Raw genomic sequence first — 20476 nt, 5'->3', positions numbered from 1 at the left:
ATCCTAGCGGGCTAGATTTGATTTGGGAACGGGGCATTAATCGCAAACCCCTTTATCGGAACTGGCGAGTGCCATGAACTGGCCGCCATTGCGCGCAGCCAGCGTTTCCATAAATTCGACCGTACCGTCATAGTCAAAAAAGTTACCGACGACGACGGTATGAATTTCTTTGCGACCTCCGTTCAGGCGGGTCAGCTCGCTGATTAAGCGATTGGGCGAGAGGCCGTTATTGGCGGCTGGATTGGGCAGACCATCCGAGACAAGGAAAATCGCGTCGCCGGGACCGCTCAGGAGTTTTCCGAACGCATCCAACATGGACGCTGAGCCGCCAAATTGCCCGGTCAGGCGATCCGTGAATTGTTTGGCTTCCGCCTGCGTTCCGGCCAGATTAATGTTGCGCAGTCCGCCGCCGGGCGGCCAGCTTTGCGTGCGTGGACCGCTATCGGTCTGTTGGAAGCCCACAATCTGCAGAGCATGGTTATCTTGTAAACTGTCGATGATCCGATCCACGGCGCGGGCGACACTGCGCTCATGTCCGCCCATGCATCGATTCATATCGAGCGCGATAGCAACGTCGTCCTTCGTCGTTTTTAAACCGAGAAACCGAAACGAGACGAGGGCCGGTTTGGGATTATCTTGCGGCGCGGGCTTATCCTCAATCGGTTCGGGTTCCGGGGTCGCGCGAAGTGTCTCGGCTTGTTTTTCCAAGAGGGCGGCTTCGGCTGCGCGAAGGTCCGCGAGGAGTTTGTCAGCGTCCGAACGGATGTCCGACACAGCTTGCGTCGAGGCGGCACGCTTGGCTTCGAGCGCCTTGCGTTTCTCGACGGTTTCGACCGAGCTATCCTCGGCCGCACGCAGCAGGTCGCTGATCGCATTCTCCGGTGTCCGTTCGCGAATTTCCTTCTGATAGTAAGGCAGCAGAATAATGGCGAGCAAGGCAAACGCCCCCATCGCGGCGGCGAAGAGGTCCACCGCGCTGAGTGAGAAGACATTGACCTCTCTGTCGGCGCGCCGCTTCATCGGGCTCTCCCAACAAAGTCACCGCGGTTATTATTGGCCAGCTCTTGCAAGAACATCGTCAAGGCGGGGTCGGATGTGTAGTCCCCAATGGCGACCGTATGAATTTCGGTGCGACCGCGATTACGCCGCGTGATATTTTGCACAATGTCGCCCGGATTGCCGTCATCCGGCTGCCCATCACTTATCAGGATGATCGCGCCGGGCTTAATATTGAGCGCGCGCACCAAAGCATTTTGGGTCGGCGTGCCGCCGCCAAAATCGCCGGGCAATCGCCGCACAAAAGCGAGTGCGCCATTGACTTCGCCCGCCGATGCGCGCGCGAGCTGACCACCAGGCGGGTAGACGGAATAGCTTGGCCCGCCCCGATAGCCGAGAATGGAAAACCGATTATCGGTCTGCATCTGACCGAGGATTTCTTCCAAAGCGGAGACGACATTATTTGTATGGGCCCGCATTGAGCCGGACATATCGACGACGATCATCACATCTTTTTTTGAGGTGCCCACTCCTAAAATGGAAAACTCGACACCGCGTCCGCTGGACCGCGGGGGATTGGGAATGGGGTCGGGTTGCGGCACAGGTTTGGGTATGGGCGGCGGTTCAGGGATTTCAATGGCGGCGGTTTGCGCCTGCACCTCAAGGATTTTTGCTTCGACCTCGGACATGTTTTCAGCCGTTGTGCGATATTGCCGATCCAAGAGCCGGACTTCCGCCTGAATGGCGCGAATTTGCGCCATTTCGGACTGCGTGGAACTGGCGACGAGGCGACGTTTTTCGACGAGCTCTTCCAATTCCTCCATCGACGTGTCGGTCCCCCCCATCTTGTAATAAGGGAACAGCACGAGCACGATGAGGATAAAGGCCCCGAGCGCCGCCGCGAACAAGTCGAGCGCTGAAATCGTAAAGACCGAGATGTTGCGGGACCGTCTACGCATAGACAGGGGCTAGCCGATCCCGCCTAAAATGCGAACCAGAGAATAGAGCCGTTCCTTTTGCGCTTGTTCACGGGCTTGGTCGTTCATGTCATTGGCGAGCGCGACAGCGTCCTGGAAGGATTCGACATTCATGCCTTCATTCACGGCATCGTTCGAGCGCGAAAGCTTGGTGTCGAGATCACCCATATAAAGGGTTTCCAACTCACCAATTTCGTCTTCAAATCCGATATATTCGATATCGTCACGCTCTATCACGAGGGACAGCGCATAGGCTTGCGCCGCCATCGTGTCTGATGCGCCGAGACGGTCCAGCGCTTCAGCCAGAATTTGACGCAAGTAAAGGGCGTCTTCGCGGATCATTATATCTGTGTCTGCCAGAGCAGGATTAAAGGCGAACAGGCTATCGACCTGACCCTGAACAAAGGGTCCGCACAGCGCATTGAAATAAGCAATATGGGCCATGCTGGCGACAGTTTGCGTGGGCGCCGCTTGGCGTAAAACAGGGTCGGCAATATCTTCAATCACGTCGAGCATCGGCCAGTCGGCGGGCAGGCGCCGTGTTTCATTGTCGATCATGAAATCTGTCATCAATTGGGATAATTCCGGCGTGACATCCTTGGCGAGCTCTTGGCTTAGGCGAAAGAAAACATAGCGCGATTCCGGACTGTCGTCGGGAAAACCCGACATCATGGTCACGCAGGTTTCACTCTGCTCAGCGGTGAGCGAGGCAGGCGTGAGTGTACGTACCTCAATATCCGCGAGAGCGGCCGTCGGCAGTAAGAGCGCTGCTGCGGTCATTAAAAACTGTTTCATCCGGTTCGGTCTCCGACAGTATAAGGCGCTGCAAACGGCGAGGCGATAATCGACCCGGCGGGGGCTGCGCCCATATCTCGCCCGCCTGTATAGCGCCGCAGTGCAACAGAACCTGAACGTTCAACCTGTGCGACGCCGTTCGCCATACCGCCTGAAAAATTCCCTTCAATTGAGTATGAGCCGTTGGGTGCCCGGACAATGCGGTAGCCGGGTCCGTCCGCGACGCCAGCGCGGGCGTAGCCATAATGCTCAACGAGATCGCCTGCGCGATTGCGGAAGATGCCAACACCAGACCCATTAGCAACGCCGTTTTCACACGCGCCCAACCAGGTTCCAGCCTCAACGGGGCCCTTATAGACACAGCGGGTGGCGACAGTATCCAGCGCACGCTGATTGTCGGAATAAAGCTCGCTCAGTTTCGTTTTTAAATCCTCGAACCGAATGGCCGTTATCGTCTCGCTACTGTCAATCAAATCGACCTGAATTTCAGTTTGTGCCTCCAGCGCAGGGACGACGGATTGCAGATAATTAGTGCCAACTCCTTTGGAGAGTTTGTTTTTCCGCATCGCTTCTGTCGCGGCAAAAATCGCGCCTTGGATCATTGCTTGGGCGGCGATTTGTTGTCCTAGGGAGGAACCGCGGCCATTATTATCTTGTGTAGCAATCGCGACCCCACCCAGAGCCGCGGCGAAGGCCGCCGCCGTCGCGATGTTTTGTTGTCGGGCTAATTGACGACGGCGTTCGAGCACGCGGTATTCTTCTTTGAGCATATCGCGGACTTGTCCGCCCATCTCGCCATTAATGACGCCGTCGTAGAGGCGGAGCGATTGAACGGAGAGGTATTTCTGTTCGGCTTCCAACAACCGCTCGGCATAGCGAAAGCGAGTTAGATAATCCGGATCGTCACTGCCGACTAAGGTCAAAGCCGCGAGGTTATCGTCATAATCCGCGATCACATCCGCGCGGCGCAACATTGCGGCCTTGGTCGCGTCCGTGGTATTGATCAACATAATGATCTGATTGGCGAAACCGTCGGTAAAAGGTGTTTCGAGAATATCGGTATCATCTTCGCCAAGGGTCGCAAGCTTGGCCCCATTTAATTGTATTTTCTCAATCGGATAGCTCTTGACCGCGCCCCGTGACCGGTCACGCAGGCCTTGTGTCGCCGGCATTAAACGCGGTGTGCCGGACAAATGGCTGAGAATGTCAAGTTCAGGGACACCCGCTTCGATCCGACCGGATTGCAGGGTCGTGGCGTCTGTGATGGCCTGAGAATAATTGCCGCCTGCGGCCGCTCCGATGATGGGGGCTGACGCCATCAGCACGCCTTCTGATCCGACAGCCGCGCGCGGATCGGTTCTGACCGTAATGATGGGCGTGAAGAGATCCCCAAAGGTAAGGGGCTTGCCGCCCATCATCCGTTCCAGATCGGGATAGCTATACGCGGTGAAATCGACGGTGACGACGGAGGCAATGCTCTCTGCTTGCGTCATGGGTTCAGAGGTTAAGCTGCCGTCCGACGCCTTGGTAATGCGGTGCGGGCTGAGCAAGACGGAATGTTCTGGCAGCCGCGATGCGAGTTCCCGGTAGAGCGACATAGCGAAGAAATTCGATTTCAAAATAACGGAGTCGGCGAGGGCTTGAGTCGCGACGGGATCAGATGCACCATTCCCCCCACCAATCGCCATTCCGGCATAGGCGACGGCGAAATCGGCTTCGGCATCATCTTCGATAAAGGCGGGGTAACGCACGACCGCGAGAGCGGTGCCGCGCGGTGCGGATTGCGTCAGGCTGATGTCTGGACCCGCGACGAAAGTCGACTTCGTCACCCCTTTGGCTGTCGACGCACAGCCGGAGGTGAGCGCGCCTGACGCCAGCATAGATGTGCCGAGCAGGGAAATGAGGGCTTTGCGCATGGGAAGGCTCCGGCAGACTAGGGTTATGAGTTAACCTATGACGGAGAGAACCTTAATGGTAGCTGAGTTTTTGCTAAGCTGGATTTATCCGCCTTGCAGCGATTTCAATCGCGCGAAGATACCGTTCTTCTTACGGAGGTCAACTTCGGTGCCGTCTTCGACGACTACGCCTGCCTCAATCACATAGACGCGGTCTGCGCCGGCGATGGTGGACAGACGGTGCGCGATGACGATGGTTGTACGCCCCTGTGACAATCGTTCCAGCGCGGCTTGGACCTTGGATTCTGATTCAGCATCCAGCGCCGACGTTGCTTCATCGAGCAGCAAAATAGGTGCGTCGCGGAGCAGGGCGCGCGCAATTGAAAGCCGTTGTCGTTGGCCGCCGGACAATGTGTCACCGCTCTCGCCTAAGACCGTGTCGTACCCCTGTGGTAAAGCCATGATGAAGTCATGGGCGTCCGCCGCTTTGGCCGCCGCGATAACCTCATCCCGGCTCGCATCTTCACGGCCCAAGACGATATTATCGGCGACAGATTCTGAGAATAAAGTGACGTGCTGACTGACCAGAGCGATGTTGCTGCGGAGGCTGGAGAGCGATAGATCGCGAACATCATGACCGTCAATTAGAACGCGACCGGCTGACGCATCAAACAGACGGGGAATGAGATTGAGGATTGTGGATTTGCCGCCGCCGGATGGACCGACCAACGCGATACGTTGTCCCGGCTCAGCTTGGATTGATACACCCTCCAACGCTGTTGTGCCGTCCGGATAAGTAAAGTGAACATTGTCCAGTGCGACTGCACCGCGAACGTCCGACAGAATTATGGCATTGGTATGCTCAGCAATCTCCGAGCGCATATCGGCAACGCTAAAAATGCGGGACAAGCTTGCGAGCATTTCCTGCACGACATTGTTCATTGTGCCCAGCGCGCGCAGTTTTGGCGCTAGCATAAATACACCTGTTAAAACGGCGGCGATTTCGCCCGGCGTGATGACGTCCGCACGTAAGAGCCAGATGCCGAAAATCATCACAGCTGCAATTGCAAAACCGCCGAGAATTTCGAGAATGGGGTCAACCCGAGCCTGCTGGCTGACAAGTTTGAGGAAGAGCCGGATACGCGTATCGAAACTCTCGCCCAATCGTGCGCGTTCGCGGTCTTCTAGCCCATAGGACCGAATAAGACGCGCGCCGTCAAAGCTCTCTTTCAGTTCTGAAGTGATCCGGCCAACGTGGGCTTGTGCGTCATTCGCAGACCCGCGCATTTTCTGCGATAGAGCGATCAACGGCGCAAGGGCGAGGATGAAGATGAGCAAGGCGGCGGAGAGCTGCCAGCTTTGCCAGAGCATGACGCCGACAGCAAAAATAACGACCAGCACATCTCGGACGAGATTCCCGATGATCCGTATGAGGGCATTAGAGACAACGCCGACATCCGACACAAACCGAGAAATCAGTGTGCCGGACGGTTCTGCGTTGAATGTGGCAAGGTCCACGTCCAAGGCCGCGTCATACATATGCGTCTGCATGTCAGCGACCGCGTTCAGCGCAATATGATTCGTTGCGATCCGTTGCAGATAATTGGTTGCGGCGCTGATGAACGGTACACCGATCACGATGGGGAGAACCATACGCGCGTAATCAACGACGCTGCTGCCGTCTGCGGCGGCATCGATGACGATTTTAACAACGAAAATATAGGCGGCCGTCGCGGCGGCATAAATCGCCATATAGACAGCAGCGATAATTAACCGGCCGCGTTGCGGGGCCAGATAGTCACGCCATAAGCGCCGGATCATCGCCTTGTCGTCGGAGGTCTGATGGTCCGTATTCGGCGCGTCCGGGGCGAGATCAGCCAATGATGCCGTCTTTATCCGGATCGATCAGTTCATGCGCGTGCAGGATGAAATAACGGGCATGCGCGTTATCAACGGTGCGTTGAGCCGCTGATTTCCACGCATCATGCGCTTCAGCGTAACTGGCAAAGGCGCCGACAAAGTCGATGTCTTGAAGGTTTTTAAATGTGGTTCGGCTCGGATCGACTAACTCACCACCAATAACGAGGTGTAGAAGTTGGATCGGCGCAATGTCGCGGTCGCTCATGGTTGTTCCCAAATATCGATAGTCTTGGCGTGTGGCTTCGCCCGTCGAGAGCTTATCCATCACGGGTTTCACGCGTTCCAATAGCAAGGCGTGCAAGGCCGGGGAAGCGCAAATGACGCCATTTCCAGAGGTTGTCGGTCCATCGAAACGCGGGGTCGACCCATAAAGGTCCGTAATGACCGCGCCCGCTTCGGTCGCAATTAACGCCGCTGCGGCAATATCCCAATCGGATTTCGGGGTAAAAGACACAGTTCCATCGGCATGCCCGGCCGCAACCATCGCAATGCGATAGGCCATCGAATTGCTAATTTTATAGTGCATCTCCGGAAAACCGAGACGTTTGAACTTGCGCGCGTAACCGACCATGGTGCAGCCACTTTCTTCGCGGCAAGGTCTGACGTGCAACACTTTGCCGTTCATTGTCGCGCCGCCGCCGCGCCGAGCGGAATAAAACTCGCCCTTAAGCGGGTTAAAGACGCAGCCCGCCACAGCTTCGCCGGCTTCGATGATAGCGACAGACACAGAAAAGCCGGGCTGGCGATCAATAAAGGCCCGCGTGCCGTCAATCGGGTCGACCACGAAGGACCGGGTTCGCGTCCGTCGTGAGTGATCGTCTTTGGTTTCTTCCGATAGCCAGCCATAGTCAGGCCGTGCTTCCATTAATTCGCGGAGCAGGAAATCATTGACCGCTATATCGGCATCTGTGACCATGTGGTTATCGCTCTTATCCCAGACCCGGTCATCGTTGCGATGATAATGATCCAGACACAGTGCGCCTGCCGCGCGGACAGCGCGTTCTAGTAGGGCAAGGTCGTCGCGATCCCTCGCGCTATCGCCCGGCAATCGTCAACCCCTCGACCAACACGCTTGGCGCGTTTGTGTCGTTGTCATAACGCAAATCTGATCCGGGGATCAGGCTCGCAAACACATCGCGAAGATTGCCTGCAATCGTGACTTCGCTGACAGGGTGGGTGAGGACGCCATTTTCAATCGCAAAGCCAGATACGCCAACCGAATAATCGCCCGTTGTTGGATTGAGCGATGGTCCAAACATTTCACGCACAAGAAGGCCGTTCCCCGCCAGCGCAATCAATGCCTCCGGGCTGTTCTGCCCCGCGAGGAGCGCAACATTCGAGGTGCTAATGCCGGGCGGGCTGCTGAGGCCGCGTGCGCCGTGGGCGTTGGTTTCAAGGCCAAGCTGCCGGGCGGCGCTGGTATTGAGTAGCCAGCTATTCAGCTGCCCATTTTCGATGATGTTGAACAGGGTGGTTTCAACCCCTTCGCCGTCAAAGGGCCGCGAAGACAGACCGCGTCGACGCAGCGGGTCTTCAACAATTTGGATGTCTTTTGAGAACAGGGATTTGCCGAGGTCGTCTTTCAAGAAAGAGACGCCGCGCGCGACAGCATTGCCACTAATAGCCCCGGTCAGCGCGCCAACGAGGCTCGCCGAGACGCGGCGGTCAAAGATGACAGGGAACGCGCCTGAGCCCATTGATGTCGCGCCCAATCGTCCGACTGCGCGTTCGCCGGCGTGGCGACCAATGTCCTCCGCACTGCGTAAATCACTGAACCAACGCGTGCCGTCAAAATCATAATCGCGTTCCATCGCGCCGTCGCGTTCTGCGACGGCGGAGACAGACAAACCATGACGAGACGCTGCGTAACCGCCGTCAAATCCGGCACTGGTGCGGAGGCGGACGGCGGACCATGACATGCTGGCGGACGCGCCTTCGGCTTGCCTCACGCCCGGAACAGCCAGAGCGGCGGCTTCGACGTCGAGTGCGCGCGCCTTTAATTCTGCGGGCTGCATTTCTGTGGGGTCAAACAGATCAAGGCCGTCTGCGTCCCGTCGTAAAGACAGGCGCGCGTCTGGTGCAAGGCCGCAATAGGGATCTTCGGGCGCCAATTTAGCCATCGCAACAGCGCGTTCCGCGAGTCGTTGGATGGCACCGGACGATAAGTCCGATGACGACACGCAGGCTTGCCTTTGACCGACCATAACACGCAGGCCAATATCGAAGCCTTCGCTATTATCGATATCTTCTAACTCACCGCCGCGAACCGTGATGGACGCGGATCGCCCATACAGTCCGAGCGCGTCAGCGGCATCGGCCCCTGCCGCGCGGGCATGATCAATCAAAGCCGAGAGCGGCGCATCAAGCGGTTCGAGCGAAAGGGGATCAGAGAGAGCCAATTAGACAGGTCCGTGAACGAAGACGAGATAGAGCAGATAAAGGCCCAAGCCCAAGAAAGTGAAGACCGTCATCAATGTCCCGATCAGGCGACCTTGCCCAAACGTGCCGCGCATGCCGAGGAAATGCAGGATGCGACCGATAAAATATGTTGCACCAAAAATGTGCGCCATGATCGGTGAGCCGTCCATAGAGGCCAGCGCCAATAAGCCGATGAGGGCGAGAGGGGCGACTTCCGAAAAATTGCCATGAGCTCGAATCCGCGACAACATGTCGGCATCCCCGCCGTCTCCAAGACTGATCTTTTTCTTTTGTCTATGCAGCCCAATCCGCATCATCAACACCGGATTGAGGAAGAGGCTGAGGGCAACATAAACTGTGACAATCTGAAAGGCGGTCATGGTAATCCCTTAGGAGGTTGATGGGTTTTTCAGCGCTTCTTTGAAGGCGCGTCTATGCTTATCTGGATCTTGTGCGCCTTGGACGGCGAACTGACCATTGTAAATGAAAGTCGGGACGCCAGAGATCCCCAGGCCGCGGAAAAACATGATTTCTTGCTGAATTTCGAGCTTATCATCGTCGCGCGCCAACAGGTCACGGATCAGTTCACCGTCAAGCCCCGCGTCATTCGCGATCGTCACCAGAACGTCCGTATCGCCTATGTCTTTGCCTTCTTCGTGAAAGGCTCGGAAAATGGCCTCCGCAACGGCGTCACCGGCCTCTTGTCCTTGCGACCATTTCAAGAGACGATGCGCGTTAAGACTGTTTGGACGGCGTGTAATGGCGGAAAAATTGAACGCAATGCCATAATCTTTTCCTGCTTGTTCTAAACGCTCTCGAGAGCCTTTGAGCCGGTCTTTGGAATCCGTGCCAAACTTAGCCGCCATATATTCGCGGTAATCCTGGCCTTCTTCAGGCACGGTCGGGTCGAGCATATAAGGGCGAAATGTCATGGAGGGGCGGGGCTTCGCGCCCTTCGCGGCTTGGGCATATTGCTTGTAACCGAGCCAGCACCACGGACAGACAAAATCTGACACCAAGTCGACTTGAATGGGAATATCTTGCATGGTTTGGCGCTTAACGAAGCGCGAAGTCCTTGTCTAATTCTCTACCCTGTAGGCGCGGACGATTTTGACGGGCTGTGTCAGATATTGATTATCTGTCACGGGGCTAGGGCTGTCGCCGCTTGCGTCTTTGCTATGAATGTTTTCGACGACGTCCATGCCGCGAATGATCGTGCCAAATGTGGCGTAGCCGGCCCCATCTGGATTACGGTCGCCGCCTGTGTCGAGGAAGCTATTATCGCCGATATTGATGAAAAAGTAGCCCGCGCTGCCTGTGCCGGGGGCGTCGCGCGCGATGCTGATCACGCCGCGCGTGTTAGATAGGCCTGTGTCGGTCGTCAGTTCATGAGCGATAAGCGGCGTGTCGAACTCTTGCGATAAAATCCCGCCTTGGATCAAGCTCATCCCCATTCCGCGCGGGTCATTATCGGCCCGCACGACCCGGTAAAACCCTTGATCGACATAGAGGCCTTTATCGACATGCATGAGGAAATCAGCGCCGGAAATAGGCGCCGTATCGAGATGAACTTCGATCTCAATTTCGCCGAGCTCCGTGTCAAGAACCACGTTCGGGCGTCCATCATCCGTGGCGCCACAGGCGGACAAGGTAAGGGCGAGGGGAAGGAGGTAATGTTTCATATCGTGACTATACGCCTGTGTATGCCCGGGCGCTACTCCCTTGCACGACCAGAGGGGGGCGCTATCTCTGTCGTGTGATGCATTTGCAGAAACTCTCCGTCGGATCGAAATCGATCGAAACGCTGGCTGATTGGCAAGAGACGGTTGTCGACCGTCGAAAGGCGGCCGGATTGTCGGCGCATCATGAGCATGTCACGCGCATGTTCCCGAAACAGAAGGATGCGCTTGAAGCTGGCGGGTCGATCTTCTGGGTCATTAAAGGCATGATTTTGTGCCGAAATCCGATCGTCCGGTTGGAAGAGGTCGTTCGTCGGGACGGAGTCAAAGCGTGCTCCATCCTGATGGAATCGACGTTGATTCCTGTGATGCCGACGCCGCGTCGGGCCTTTCAGGGCTGGCGATACCTTAAACCCGAAGACGCCCCCCACGATATGGGTGAGGCAATTGGCGACGACGATGAGTTGCCAACCAAGCTGATGCGAAAGCTCGTCGAACTTGGTGCGTGGTAGCGCTTTTTAGTTAGACATGAAAAAAAGGCCCGGTCGCTTGACCGGGCCTTTTAATATTCATGTGTCGAAGACCGACTAGAAGGTGATCCGGATTTTACCGTAATACTGGCCACCAGAGAAACCTGTTGGAGCCGCCTCTGGATAAAGTTGCCCTGTGCCACCTTGGCCGGGGTTCTCATCTGGATAGTTGTCAAAGATGTTGCTGGCCCCGACGACGAGCTCGACCGCTTTCGTCACATTGTAACCGACTTCCGCATCGACAAGGATTTCAGACGAAATGTCATTGACGCCATTGCCGGTGTCATCCCATTGACCAAAATAATTGGCCCGAACGAGAGTCCGTAGTCGACCTTGTGTGTGGGTCCACTGCGCGAAGCCTTTCCAGTTTGGAAGCAGATCTTCGAGGGATGCAACGCGGCCATCGTCAATCCGTTGAATTTGACCGGCGGCAGCACGACGTGTGACTTCTGTCTCATTGTAGTTTGCCGCAAGTGTGAGTTCTGAGTTGCCGTTCAAGAAGGCGAATGGCATCCGACCGACGACATCAATACCGCGCGTCCGGGTATCGAAGCTGTTGGCGAAGAATCGGAACTGGGACAGATCGTCCAGACCGATAAACTCACTCCGGTTGATCACGTTGGCAGCACTCAGTTGAGTCAGGCCATCATTGACGGACGTAAAGGCCGTGGCTGACGTGTTGAGGCTTTCCAGCACTTGCAGGAAGTCGATATTGGCACCGAGCGCAATGCGGTCATCCACATCAATCTGGTAGCTATCAACGGTCCAGCTTGTCGGGCCAAGGTCGAATGCAGCCCCCAATGTGAAGATCGTCGCATCTTCAGTGGCAAGAGCCGGACGCGTGCCGTCACGGTTCTCAATGAAGGTTGCGGCCAATTGACCCGCAGCTGAGCTGAGGGGCAACGTTCCTTGATCAATCAAGACGCCACCGACGTTTTGGGTTGTCACATTGGTGATGTTCGCTTGACCCGCTGTTGGCGCGTGGAAGCCCGTCGAGTGGGACCCGCGAATTCTGAATGAATCCGTGACTTTGAAAAGGCCAGCCAGCTTGTAATTGAATGTATCACCAAAGGCTGAGTAGTCTTCGTATCGGATTGCCCCTTGTACAGTGAGGCGGTCCGTCACGTCAGCTTCAAGCTCTGTGTATACACCATAAGAGTCTTGTGAGGCGACGCTCGCGTTGGCGAACCCACCAAAACCATTTGATGAGGATGAGAAGCCTTGATCGGCGAGAGGGCCCAACGCGAATGATGCGGGGTCACCTTGGAAGAGTTCAAATTCTTCTTTGCGGTATTCCGCACCAAAAGCGATCGACAGATCGGACGCCATGCCTGTTGGCAACAAATAAGCGAAATCAGCATTCAGCACTGTTTCAGTCTGCTGCTGTCCACCTGGACGGAAGTCGCGCGGCGTGTTCGGGCCCAGCGAGGCGTTGATTGTATTGTTGATGAAAAACTCGGTCTTGTTTCGACCGTGTGTCATCGACAGGTCATAAGCGAGACCGTCGCCAATGCTGACATCGCCGCGTAAACCAACGGCAAAACTATAGTCCGTATTGTCACCGCCAAAGCGGGGTGTGAAGCCGTTCGGGATCGTCTCAATGAAGCTGAAACAATTTGGATCCGCTTGAACTTGGGCCAGAACCGTTGGGTCGGGTAGCTGGTTGACCATTTCGATACCAGCCGGGCAGGCACCGCCGACGCCGAGGCCATCAAGATCGCCAACGAGGACGGATGGGTTCCCGTTGATTGTTGGGCCGGCATAGACACCGCCACGGGCACCGCCGAAGCTGTTTGCGTAAGGGGTGCGGTAAAAGAAGCCACCCGTAACGGTCCGAGACGCATAGCTACCGAAGCTGTAAATTTCCGCATTATCGGAAAGTTCGAGCGCAGAGTTATAGAAGAGTTTCAGGTCATCTTCGACATCCGGCTGCCCCCAATATTGAGGAACAGAGTCGGTGTAAGTGTTGATGCGGCTATAATCGTTCGTCACCAAACCCAGACCGACAAGTTCTGTCACATCATTGCGGTTTACGGAGCGGACTGTGCCGTTTGTGTCGCCATATTCGGCGGAGACGTTGACGAAGCCTTGGTCACCCAAAGGAAGGCCGATGTTGCCAGAGAAACGATAAGTATCGCCGTCACCGTCATAGGTCGTGCCATATTTTGCTTCGAAGGAACCACCTTCTGCGGAGTCTTTAAGGACAAAGTTCAATACACCCGCGATGGCATCTGAACCATATTGTGAGGATGCGCCGTCACGTAGGACTTCAACCTGTTTGAGAGCAATGGACGGGATAGCAGAGATATCTGCACCCTGAGCGCCGTCGGAAATGCCGCCGCCGAGGAAAGAGATGACTGAGCCGCGGTGGCGTCGTTTGCCGTTAATCAAAACCAAGGTTTGGTCAGGTGACAGGCCGCGTAAGTTGGCAGGACGCACAATGGATGCAGCGTCAGAGATCGGTTGCGTATTGATGTTAAAGGACGGGACGGATGTGCGAAGCAAATCCTGCACATCGTCAGCCGCGTTACGGGTAAACTCAATGCCAGAAATAACGTCAACCGGCGCGGGTGTATCAGCGGCAGAGCGCTGCGTCCGGCGCGTACCGATCGTAATGATTTCGTCTTGGGTGACAGTGTCATCAGAACTGTCTTGGGCATAGGCTGTACCTGCGCTCAACATAGTCGCGAGCATGACGGACGAAGCGCTTGCGGCGAGCCAAACCTTAAGATCAGTGTTTTTCATTAGGAATCCCTATATTTCTCTGAGTGTCTTTGCGTTAAGATCAAGCCCCCTTGACTGATCGTAATCGGAAAGACTTATCTTCGCTAAGGCAAAGATTAACATTTTGCAATCAACTTTGCCCTCGCATTAATGGATTGTGGCGACTCTGTGTCATTCGTGCAACATTTCGAGTCGGGTGTTTTTATCCACGACGCATGAGGGTGCTACAGTGTTCGTTTCTGCTGCAAACTTGGGCGATGTCCCAAAAATTCAACGCCTTCAAACCCTTGCTATCCATGAACTTCAAAAGGGTTATCTGGATGACGCGCAAATAAAGGCCTCCGAAGCGTCAATGGGGTTGGACACGCAATTAATCTCTGATGGGACGTATTTTTGTGTTTTTGATGGCGAAACGCTGGTCGGATGTGGCGGCTGGTCATATCGCGCGACCCTATATGGCGGCAATCATTCAGCGGGCCGCAGCGCACGCGAACTTGACTCTGCAACGGATCGGGCAAGGATACGCGCCATGTACACGCACCCCGATCACGCTCGGCGGGGGATTGGGCGGCTCATCTTGGATCGATCAGAGGCAGCGGCGAAAGCGCGCGGGTTCACGGGCCTTGAAATGGCCGCAACCGAAGCGGGGCGGCCATTTTATGCGCGTTGTGGGTATAGGGTTGAGAACAAGTTTTTCGACGACAAGGGCGGCGTTCCTGTGCCTCTTTACACCATGATCAAAACAATTTGAGATCAAACCAAATTTGACCGGAATATTACGTTGGAACGCCAGTGAATTTGCCGTCCTTGGCCAATGCCGCTTGCCACGCGGGACGCGCTTCCATCCGGTCAACATAGGCTTGGGTATGCGGATAGTTTTCGCCCAAATCTCCGCGCATTGACGCCATTTGTAGAGTGTATCCAAAGGCGATATCGGCGGCTGTGAAGGCTTCACCCGCTAAAAACGGATGGCGAGACAGGTCATCTTCCATCAGGTTCATAACAGTATTCAGGCGCGGGCTGTAAAATGCCGCGTCCAACATCCCCATCACCTTACGAATGATGCCGCGCACAAGGCGGGGCGAGCGGTCGACCGCAATACTATTGATAAACCGCCCAGTTTGCAGCGATTGATAACTGCCTTGGGCGGCATGAAACCAGAACAAATATTGTGCGCGATCCGCGGTCTTCGGGGCGGGACGCAGAGCGTGCCCGTCTGTCTGATCTAAAATATAGTCTATAATCGCATTGCTCTCCGCCAAAACGGTTTTGCCATCTGTTATGAAAGGCGCCGTCCCGAGCGGTGAAATCGCCTTATAATCATCCGGCGCTAACATGGTCTCCGTATCTCGGTCATACATTTTGAACCCATATTCCCCGCCCAGCTCTTCAAGGAGCCAGAGAATGCGAATGGATTGAGAGTTTTCGAGGTGGTGCAGTGTAATCATCACTAACTTTCTTGGGATATAACGGCGCAATTATCGATCAAACGAACGCCTCGGCAATGGGTTGCTATCAGCAAGCGCATCCGGGCAGCAACGTGACCGTCTGTTTTAAGCGCGAGCGTGGCTGCGTCAGCGAGGCTCACATAATCAATATCCGATAGCCCAGCATGGACCAATTTTTGCTTGGCGTTAGACAACGTCTCTGAAATCTCAGCGCCGCCTTGCAGCGCGTCACGAGCCGCAAACAAAATATGATTGAGTGTCCGGGCAACAGCGAGTCCCTCGGCGTCGAAATAGCGATTTCGTGATGACAGCGCCAACCCGTGCGGGTCGCGTGCAATTGGGGCGCCGATGATCTCGATTGGCATATCCAAATCCCGTACCATACGGCGGATGACGGCGAGCTGCTGGTAATCTTTCTCGCCGAAGATGGCGATGTCGGGCCGAACTTGGTTGAGAAGCTTGTTCACAACCAAGGCAACGCCGTGGAAAAACGTTGGGCGGTGATCGGTTTCCAATCCTTCGCCTACATCCCCAACAATGACCCGGGTGCTGTGATCCCCAAAATACATCGCATCGGGGGCGGGGAGATACAGCAGATCAATATTCTCTCGGGCCAAGAGCGCCATATCGGCACTAATATCACGAGGGTAGGCCTCGAAGTCTTCGCCGGGCGCAAATTGCGTCGGATTGACAAAAATCGAGACGATAACCTTATCGGCGACGCGTTTGGCGATCTGAATCAGGGAGAGGTGGCCCGCATGTAGCGCGCCCATAGTCGGAACGAGAACGGTCGTTTTCCTGTCCGACGCATAGCCCGACATGCGCGCGCGCAATGCGGTCTTTGTCTCGACAGTGGGCAGAATCAAATTCATCGGCAGGCTGCTCCGTCTCAATCAGTAGAGTGGCGAGAATGCCGCTCCCCCTAACCGGAATTTGCGATGGATAAAACCTTACATCGACGCGGCGCTATTTTTAATAATTCGCCATGGTGAGCGCACAGATTACGCGCCGTGGTTTGATCAAGTGCTTCGACCCGTACGCTGTGGGATATGTGGTCGCCGCGCGTGTGACTGCGAGAGGCTGCCGCGCCAATCCCCGCACTCCGAATCAAGGTGTCGGTAAAAATGGCGGTTTCAGCGGGACTATCGAAGCCATCGATCTGCATCGCCCAGTGTCGTTTGTGCATGGGGGATTGCGTCAGTGCGCTGACTGCGATGACGGGATCGGTTTTCGCGCCAATGACGTCAAAGCCACGGTCGATCAGGTCCGACATATGGCTATTGCGGGATCCGCTCGACGCACCGCCAAGCACGACGGCAATGATCCGAGCCTCGTCACGCACAGCGCTGATAACAAGGTTGTAGCCAGAGGCATTCGTATAACCCGTTTTGAAACCATCAACGTCGGCGCGTTCTTTCAGAAGCTTGTTCGTACTTTCGCGTCCGCGAAAATGGGTTTGCCCGAAATAATGATAATGCTGTGGAAATCGCGTGCGCGTGGCAATGGCTAACTTCGCCATGTCCCGCGCCGTTGTGACTTGCGCCGCGTCGGGTAGCCCGTGCGGATTTCGAAATGTTGTGCTACGCATGCCAAGCGCGATCGCGGCCGCATTCATCCGCTCAACGAATTGTGCTTCACTACCCCCGATCGCTTCCGCCAAAACGACTGCGGCATCATTGGAACTGCGCACCGCAACAGCTTGGATGAGCGTGTCTATCCGAACGTTTTGTCCGCGCCGCAATCCCATTTTGATCGGGGCCGTGCTGGCCGCATGAGCGGAAACTGGAACGGCCAAATCCAACGTCACTTGGCCTGACTCCAGCGCTTCAAAAGTGAGGTAAAGTGTCATGATCTTGGTCAGGCTTGCAGGATGGCGCTGGGCGTCAATCTGGCGCGCATGCAAAATGTCGAGACTATTGGCATCAACAATAATCGAGGCGTAGCGACCTTGTTGTTCCGCATAAGCCGGCGCCGCGACGCAAAGCGCTATTGCAATTATGGCGAGACGAACCCAATTCATGACGAACCGCTAAACGGGGTCGGTTAGGGACAGGTTAATATGCCTTAACCATGCCCTGAAAATATCAGGGCAACCCCATAAACGCGTAGTGTGTTGAGTATGACTTTGTCGCGTGGGCGACTTTTCAAACGCGATGCGCTGCCATAGTAAGTGAGAATAATGCTCAACTTGACGACACCTATAAAATTGGCTGGCCCGGATAAGGGCGCAAATGGACGACCGGGAAAACCGGATGATGGGTCCGATGACGGTATGGAACGCGGTGTCGCAACCAAGACGCGCGAGAAGACCAAAAAGCCCTCCATGTACCGCGTCTTGCTGATGAACGACGATTACACGCCGATGGAATTTGTGATTTCGATCTTGATGGGGATTTTCAAAAAGTCTCAGGAAGAGGCCACGCAAGTCATGCTCGCGGTGCATCAAACCGGCATTGGCACATGCGGTGTCTATACATTTGAAGTCGCCGAAACCAAAGTCGCGCAAGTCATGGACGCCGCCAAACGCAACATGCACCCGCTACAATGCACGTTGGAGAAAGAATGATTTTCGTCGCTCACTTGCCGAGTTTGAAGTCAAATTCCGCTATTGTTGCAGAGCAGACACACTTTTCACGGTTTCGTGCAGCCACATCGCCTCGCGCCGCATTGAATATCGATCCCCGACTTCCCAAGTCGAGTATTCGAAAGGAAGCTTAATTATGGCCTCATTCTCTCCAGTCTTGGAAGAAACCATTCATCGCGCCCTGACGCTTGCGAGTGACCGGAAACACGAACTCGCAACGCTGGAGCATTTGTTGCTCGCGCTGTTGGATGACAAAGACTCTGCCGCCGTTGTGACGGCGTGTAGTGTTGATATTGAACCGCTTCGAGCGGACGTTACGCGTTATTTGGACGAAGACCTCGCCTCATTGATCGTCGAGGAATTTGAAGAAGCGCGCCCAACGGCGGGTTTCCACCGTGTTATTCAACGCGCGGTTATTCACGTGCAATCCTCTGGCCGCGAAGAAGTCACGGGCGCCAACGCGCTGGTCGCTTTGTTCGCCGAGCGTGAGTCACACGCCGTCTATTTCCTGCAAGAACGGGACATGACCCGTTACGATGCGGTCAATTATATTAGCCACGGCATCGCCAAAAACGGGACAGCGGCGGCGCCTAAAACGCCAACCGGCGTGAACGAAGATAGCGAAGAAGCACAAGGCAAAGATCCGTTGGCCGAATATACGGTCAATTTGAATCAGAAGGCCCGTGAAGGCGATATTGATCCGCTGATCGGACGCGCTGAGGAAGTCGAACGCTGTATCATGGTGCTGTCGCGCCGACGCAAAAATAACCCGCTCCTCGTGGGGGATCCGGGTGTCGGTAAAACGGCGATTGCCGAAGGTATCGCGCGCCGCATCGTCAATGATGATGTGCCGGACGTGCTCGCGGACGCCACGATTTACTCACTTGATATGGGCGCGTTGCTTGCGGGCACACGCTACCGCGGTGATTTTGAAGAACGGTTGAAAGCGGTTGTGACCAAATTGCAGGACACGCCGGGTGCGGTTCTATTCATCGACGAAATTCACACCATCATCGGCGCTGGCGCAACAAGTGGCGGCGCAATGGATGCGTCAAACTTGCTCAAACCAGCGCTGCAAAGCGGCAAGCTTCGTTGCATGGGGTCGACGACCTATAAGGAATATCGTCAACATTTCGAGAAAGACCGCGCGCTTGCGCGTCGCTTCCTCAAAATCGATGTCTCTGAGCCAACTCCCGAGGATGCGGTGCTGATCCTTCACGGGCTAAAAACCTATTTTGAGGAATTCCATAAGGTCGAATATTCGACCGAGGCGATTGATGCGGCTGTGCAGCTATCTGTGCGCCATATCACGGACCGCAAATTGCCCGATAAAGCCATCGACATCATTGATGAAGCGGGCGCACGCACGAAACTTGTGCCTGAAGAAGAGCGCAAGTCGCTCATCGGCATCAAGGAAATCGAAGCCGTCGTGTCCAAAATCGCGCGTATCCCGCCCAAGTCGATTTCGCGTGATGATGAGAAAGCACTCAAGAGTCTTCCGCAAGATCTCAAGCGCATGGTGTTTGGTCAAGACTCAGCCATTGATCAGGTCGCCGCTGCGGTGAAACTCGCGCGCGCAGGTTTGCGTGAGCCGAATAAGCCGATTGGGTCTTACCTCTTCGCGGGGCCGACAGGTGTGGGTAAAACCGAAGTCGCTCGCCAGCTGGCGATGACGCAAGGTCTGGAACTGCTCCGCTTTGACATGTCCGAATATATGGAACGTCACACTGTGTCGCGTTTGATCGGGGCGCCTCCCGGCTATGTGGGTTATGATCAAGGTGGTCTGCTGACAGATGCGGTTAATCAGAATCCGCATAGTGTGCTGTTGCTCGACGAAATCGAAAAAGCCCATCCGGACATCTACAACATCTTGTTGCAAGTGATGGATAATGGCTTCTTGACGGACTCGAATGGTCGCAAGGTCGACTTCCGCAATGTCATCATTATTATGACGACAAATGCAGGCGCAGCCGATGCGGCAAAGTCAGAGATTGGCTTTGGTCGTGGCATGAAGGATGATGAGCAAGAGGTGGCGATTAAACGGCGCTTCACGCCAGAATTCCGCAACCGCCTCGATGCGACCGTCATGTTCGCGCCGTTGTCCAAAGAGCACATTGGCCGGGTTGTCGATAAATTCGTTATTCAGCTCGAAGCTCAGTTGGCTGACCGTAAAATCGAATTTGAAGTGTCCAAGGGTGCGAACCAATGGATTGCGGACAAAGGGTATGACAAGCGTTACGGCGCGCGTCCGCTCGGACGCACGATTCAGGAATATGTCAAAAAGCCACTGGCTGACGAAATCCTGTTCGGGAAGCTGAAATATGGCGGTCTGGTCAAAGTCGGCGTCGATCGGAAGAAGGAAAATTTGACCTTCAAATTTGTTCCGACGCCGAAGCCAAAAGCCCCGGAAGAAGACAATTCCGAAGCGACACCCAAAGAAGACGCATAAACGTCGACCTTAGAGTCACCGAATAAAGAGTCACCGTGTAATATTTAAGCCGCCCCTTGGG

General features: G+C 55.3%; 18 protein-coding genes. 4 read left to right on the top strand and 14 right to left on the bottom strand.

Translation table 11 applies throughout. The features are described from left to right. Nucleotides 1-36: 36 nt before the first annotated feature. The 10 genes from IE105_RS08085 to IE105_RS08040 all read right to left on the bottom strand — a co-directional run bounded on the left by IE105_RS08085 (nucleotide 37) and on the right by IE105_RS08040 (nucleotide 10683). On the bottom strand, nucleotides 37-1020 hold the full coding sequence (locus IE105_RS08085; RefSeq protein WP_189497225.1) for a vWA domain-containing protein: 984 nt from the start codon (nucleotides 1018-1020) through the stop codon (nucleotides 37-39). Then, on the bottom strand, nucleotides 1017-1955 hold the full coding sequence (locus IE105_RS08080) for a vWA domain-containing protein (RefSeq protein WP_189497223.1): 939 nt from the start codon (nucleotides 1953-1955) through the stop codon (nucleotides 1017-1019). The genes IE105_RS08085 and IE105_RS08080 overlap by 4 nt, the downstream gene beginning before the upstream one ends. A gap of 9 nt (nucleotides 1956-1964) precedes the next feature. Further along, a complete protein-coding gene (locus IE105_RS08075) occupies nucleotides 1965-2768 on the bottom strand; it encodes a hypothetical protein (RefSeq protein ID WP_189497221.1) in 804 nt (267 codons plus the stop codon). Continuing rightward, nucleotides 2765-4684, bottom strand: a complete 1920-nt coding sequence (locus IE105_RS08070) for a hypothetical protein (protein WP_189497219.1) — start codon at nucleotides 4682-4684, stop codon at nucleotides 2765-2767. The genes IE105_RS08075 and IE105_RS08070 overlap by 4 nt, the downstream gene beginning before the upstream one ends. A gap of 84 nt (nucleotides 4685-4768) precedes the next feature. Beyond that, on the bottom strand, nucleotides 4769-6544 hold the full coding sequence (locus IE105_RS08065) for an ABC transporter ATP-binding protein (protein ID WP_233354059.1): 1776 nt from the start codon (nucleotides 6542-6544) through the stop codon (nucleotides 4769-4771). Beyond that, complete coding sequence (locus tag IE105_RS08060; RefSeq protein WP_189497217.1) at nucleotides 6537-7631, bottom strand: inositol monophosphatase family protein; 1095 nt, start codon at nucleotides 7629-7631, stop codon at nucleotides 6537-6539. The genes IE105_RS08065 and IE105_RS08060 overlap by 8 nt, the downstream gene beginning before the upstream one ends. Further along, nucleotides 7618-8982, bottom strand: coding sequence for a TldD/PmbA family protein (locus IE105_RS08055; RefSeq protein ID WP_189497215.1), 1365 nt, complete (start codon nucleotides 8980-8982; stop codon nucleotides 7618-7620). Before IE105_RS08055 ends, IE105_RS08060 begins: the two co-directional genes overlap by 14 nt. Then, on the bottom strand, nucleotides 8983-9381 hold the full coding sequence (locus tag IE105_RS08050) for an MAPEG family protein (protein ID WP_189497213.1): 399 nt from the start codon (nucleotides 9379-9381) through the stop codon (nucleotides 8983-8985). A gap of 9 nt (nucleotides 9382-9390) precedes the next feature. Further along, on the bottom strand, nucleotides 9391-10047 hold the full coding sequence (locus IE105_RS08045) for a DsbA family oxidoreductase (protein ID WP_189497211.1): 657 nt from the start codon (nucleotides 10045-10047) through the stop codon (nucleotides 9391-9393). Nucleotides 10048-10080: 33 nt separating this feature from the next. Beyond that, entirely contained in the window at nucleotides 10081-10683 is a 603-nt protein-coding gene (locus IE105_RS08040; protein WP_189497209.1) for a peptidylprolyl isomerase, read from the bottom strand. A gap of 77 nt (nucleotides 10684-10760) precedes the next feature. Here IE105_RS08040 and IE105_RS08035 point away from each other — a divergent pair, with 77 nt between their 5' ends. Further along, nucleotides 10761-11192, top strand: coding sequence for a DUF1489 family protein (locus tag IE105_RS08035; protein ID WP_189497325.1), 432 nt, complete (start codon nucleotides 10761-10763; stop codon nucleotides 11190-11192). Between the two features lie 75 nt (nucleotides 11193-11267). On the opposite strand, the gene IE105_RS08030 is transcribed toward IE105_RS08035, so the two are convergent. Continuing rightward, on the bottom strand, nucleotides 11268-13955 hold the full coding sequence (locus tag IE105_RS08030; protein ID WP_233354058.1) for a TonB-dependent receptor plug domain-containing protein: 2688 nt from the start codon (nucleotides 13953-13955) through the stop codon (nucleotides 11268-11270). Nucleotides 13956-14163: 208 nt separating this feature from the next. Between IE105_RS08030 and IE105_RS08025 the strand changes: the two genes are divergently transcribed. Then, nucleotides 14164-14685 carry a GNAT family N-acetyltransferase gene (locus IE105_RS08025; RefSeq protein ID WP_233354057.1) on the top strand — a complete coding sequence of 174 codons (522 nt, stop codon included), beginning with the start codon at nucleotides 14164-14166 and terminating at the stop codon, nucleotides 14683-14685. Nucleotides 14686-14710: 25 nt separating this feature from the next. On the opposite strand, the gene IE105_RS08020 is transcribed toward IE105_RS08025, so the two are convergent. Genes IE105_RS08020 through IE105_RS08010 form a run of 3 tightly spaced genes read right to left on the bottom strand, consistent with a single transcriptional unit; the run spans nucleotide 14711 to nucleotide 17402 of the window. Further along, nucleotides 14711-15382 carry a glutathione S-transferase family protein gene (locus tag IE105_RS08020; protein ID WP_189497208.1) on the bottom strand — a complete coding sequence of 224 codons (672 nt, stop codon included), beginning with the start codon at nucleotides 15380-15382 and terminating at the stop codon, nucleotides 14711-14713. A 2-nt stretch (nucleotides 15383-15384) separates the two neighbouring features. Beyond that, on the bottom strand, nucleotides 15385-16254 hold the full coding sequence (gene panC / locus IE105_RS08015; RefSeq protein ID WP_233354056.1) for a pantoate--beta-alanine ligase: 870 nt from the start codon (nucleotides 16252-16254) through the stop codon (nucleotides 15385-15387). 50 nt (nucleotides 16255-16304) lie between these two features. Further along, complete coding sequence (locus IE105_RS08010; protein ID WP_189497206.1) at nucleotides 16305-17402, bottom strand: D-alanyl-D-alanine carboxypeptidase family protein; 1098 nt, start codon at nucleotides 17400-17402, stop codon at nucleotides 16305-16307. Nucleotides 17403-17561: 159 nt separating this feature from the next. On the opposite strand from IE105_RS08010, the gene clpS reads away from it, so the two are divergent. Both clpS and clpA read left to right on the top strand, forming a co-directional pair. Next, nucleotides 17562-17948, top strand: a complete 387-nt coding sequence (gene clpS, locus IE105_RS08005; protein ID WP_189497204.1) for an ATP-dependent Clp protease adapter ClpS — start codon at nucleotides 17562-17564, stop codon at nucleotides 17946-17948. A 154-nt stretch (nucleotides 17949-18102) separates the two neighbouring features. Then, complete coding sequence (gene clpA / locus IE105_RS08000; protein ID WP_189497202.1) at nucleotides 18103-20415, top strand: ATP-dependent Clp protease ATP-binding subunit ClpA; 2313 nt, start codon at nucleotides 18103-18105, stop codon at nucleotides 20413-20415. Nucleotides 20416-20476 lie beyond the last annotated feature (61 nt).

The organism is Algimonas arctica, from assembly GCF_014652695.1.
GTDB lineage: Bacteria > Pseudomonadota > Alphaproteobacteria > Caulobacterales > Maricaulaceae > Litorimonas > Litorimonas arctica.
Note: the sequence above shows the minus strand (reverse complement) of the source record. Positions and strands in the feature narration are given on the sequence as shown.

Coding starts and splice junctions, on each gene's coding strand:
- IE105_RS08030 (WP_233354058.1), bottom strand. CDS start 13,955: ATGAAAAACACTGATCTTAAGGTTTGGCTCGCCGCAAGCGCTTCGTCC.
- IE105_RS08075 (WP_189497221.1), bottom strand. CDS start 2,768: ATGAAACAGTTTTTAATGACCGCAGCAGCGCTCTTACTGCCGACGGCC.
- clpS (WP_189497204.1), top strand. CDS start 17,562: ATGCTCAACTTGACGACACCTATAAAATTGGCTGGCCCGGATAAGGGC.
- IE105_RS08045 (WP_189497211.1), bottom strand. CDS start 10,047: ATGCAAGATATTCCCATTCAAGTCGACTTGGTGTCAGATTTTGTCTGT.
- IE105_RS08080 (WP_189497223.1), bottom strand. CDS start 1,955: ATGCGTAGACGGTCCCGCAACATCTCGGTCTTTACGATTTCAGCGCTC.
- clpA (WP_189497202.1), top strand. CDS start 18,103: ATGGCCTCATTCTCTCCAGTCTTGGAAGAAACCATTCATCGCGCCCTG.
- IE105_RS08035 (WP_189497325.1), top strand. CDS start 10,761: ATGCATTTGCAGAAACTCTCCGTCGGATCGAAATCGATCGAAACGCTG.
- IE105_RS08070 (WP_189497219.1), bottom strand. CDS start 4,684: ATGCGCAAAGCCCTCATTTCCCTGCTCGGCACATCTATGCTGGCGTCA.
- IE105_RS08020 (WP_189497208.1), bottom strand. CDS start 15,382: ATGATTACACTGCACCACCTCGAAAACTCTCAATCCATTCGCATTCTC.
- IE105_RS08085 (WP_189497225.1), bottom strand. CDS start 1,020: ATGAAGCGGCGCGCCGACAGAGAGGTCAATGTCTTCTCACTCAGCGCG.
- IE105_RS08050 (WP_189497213.1), bottom strand. CDS start 9,381: ATGACCGCCTTTCAGATTGTCACAGTTTATGTTGCCCTCAGCCTCTTC.
- panC (WP_233354056.1), bottom strand. CDS start 16,254: ATGAATTTGATTCTGCCCACTGTCGAGACAAAGACCGCATTGCGCGCG.
- IE105_RS08010 (WP_189497206.1), bottom strand. CDS start 17,402: ATGAATTGGGTTCGTCTCGCCATAATTGCAATAGCGCTTTGCGTCGCG.
- IE105_RS08040 (WP_189497209.1), bottom strand. CDS start 10,683: ATGAAACATTACCTCCTTCCCCTCGCCCTTACCTTGTCCGCCTGTGGC.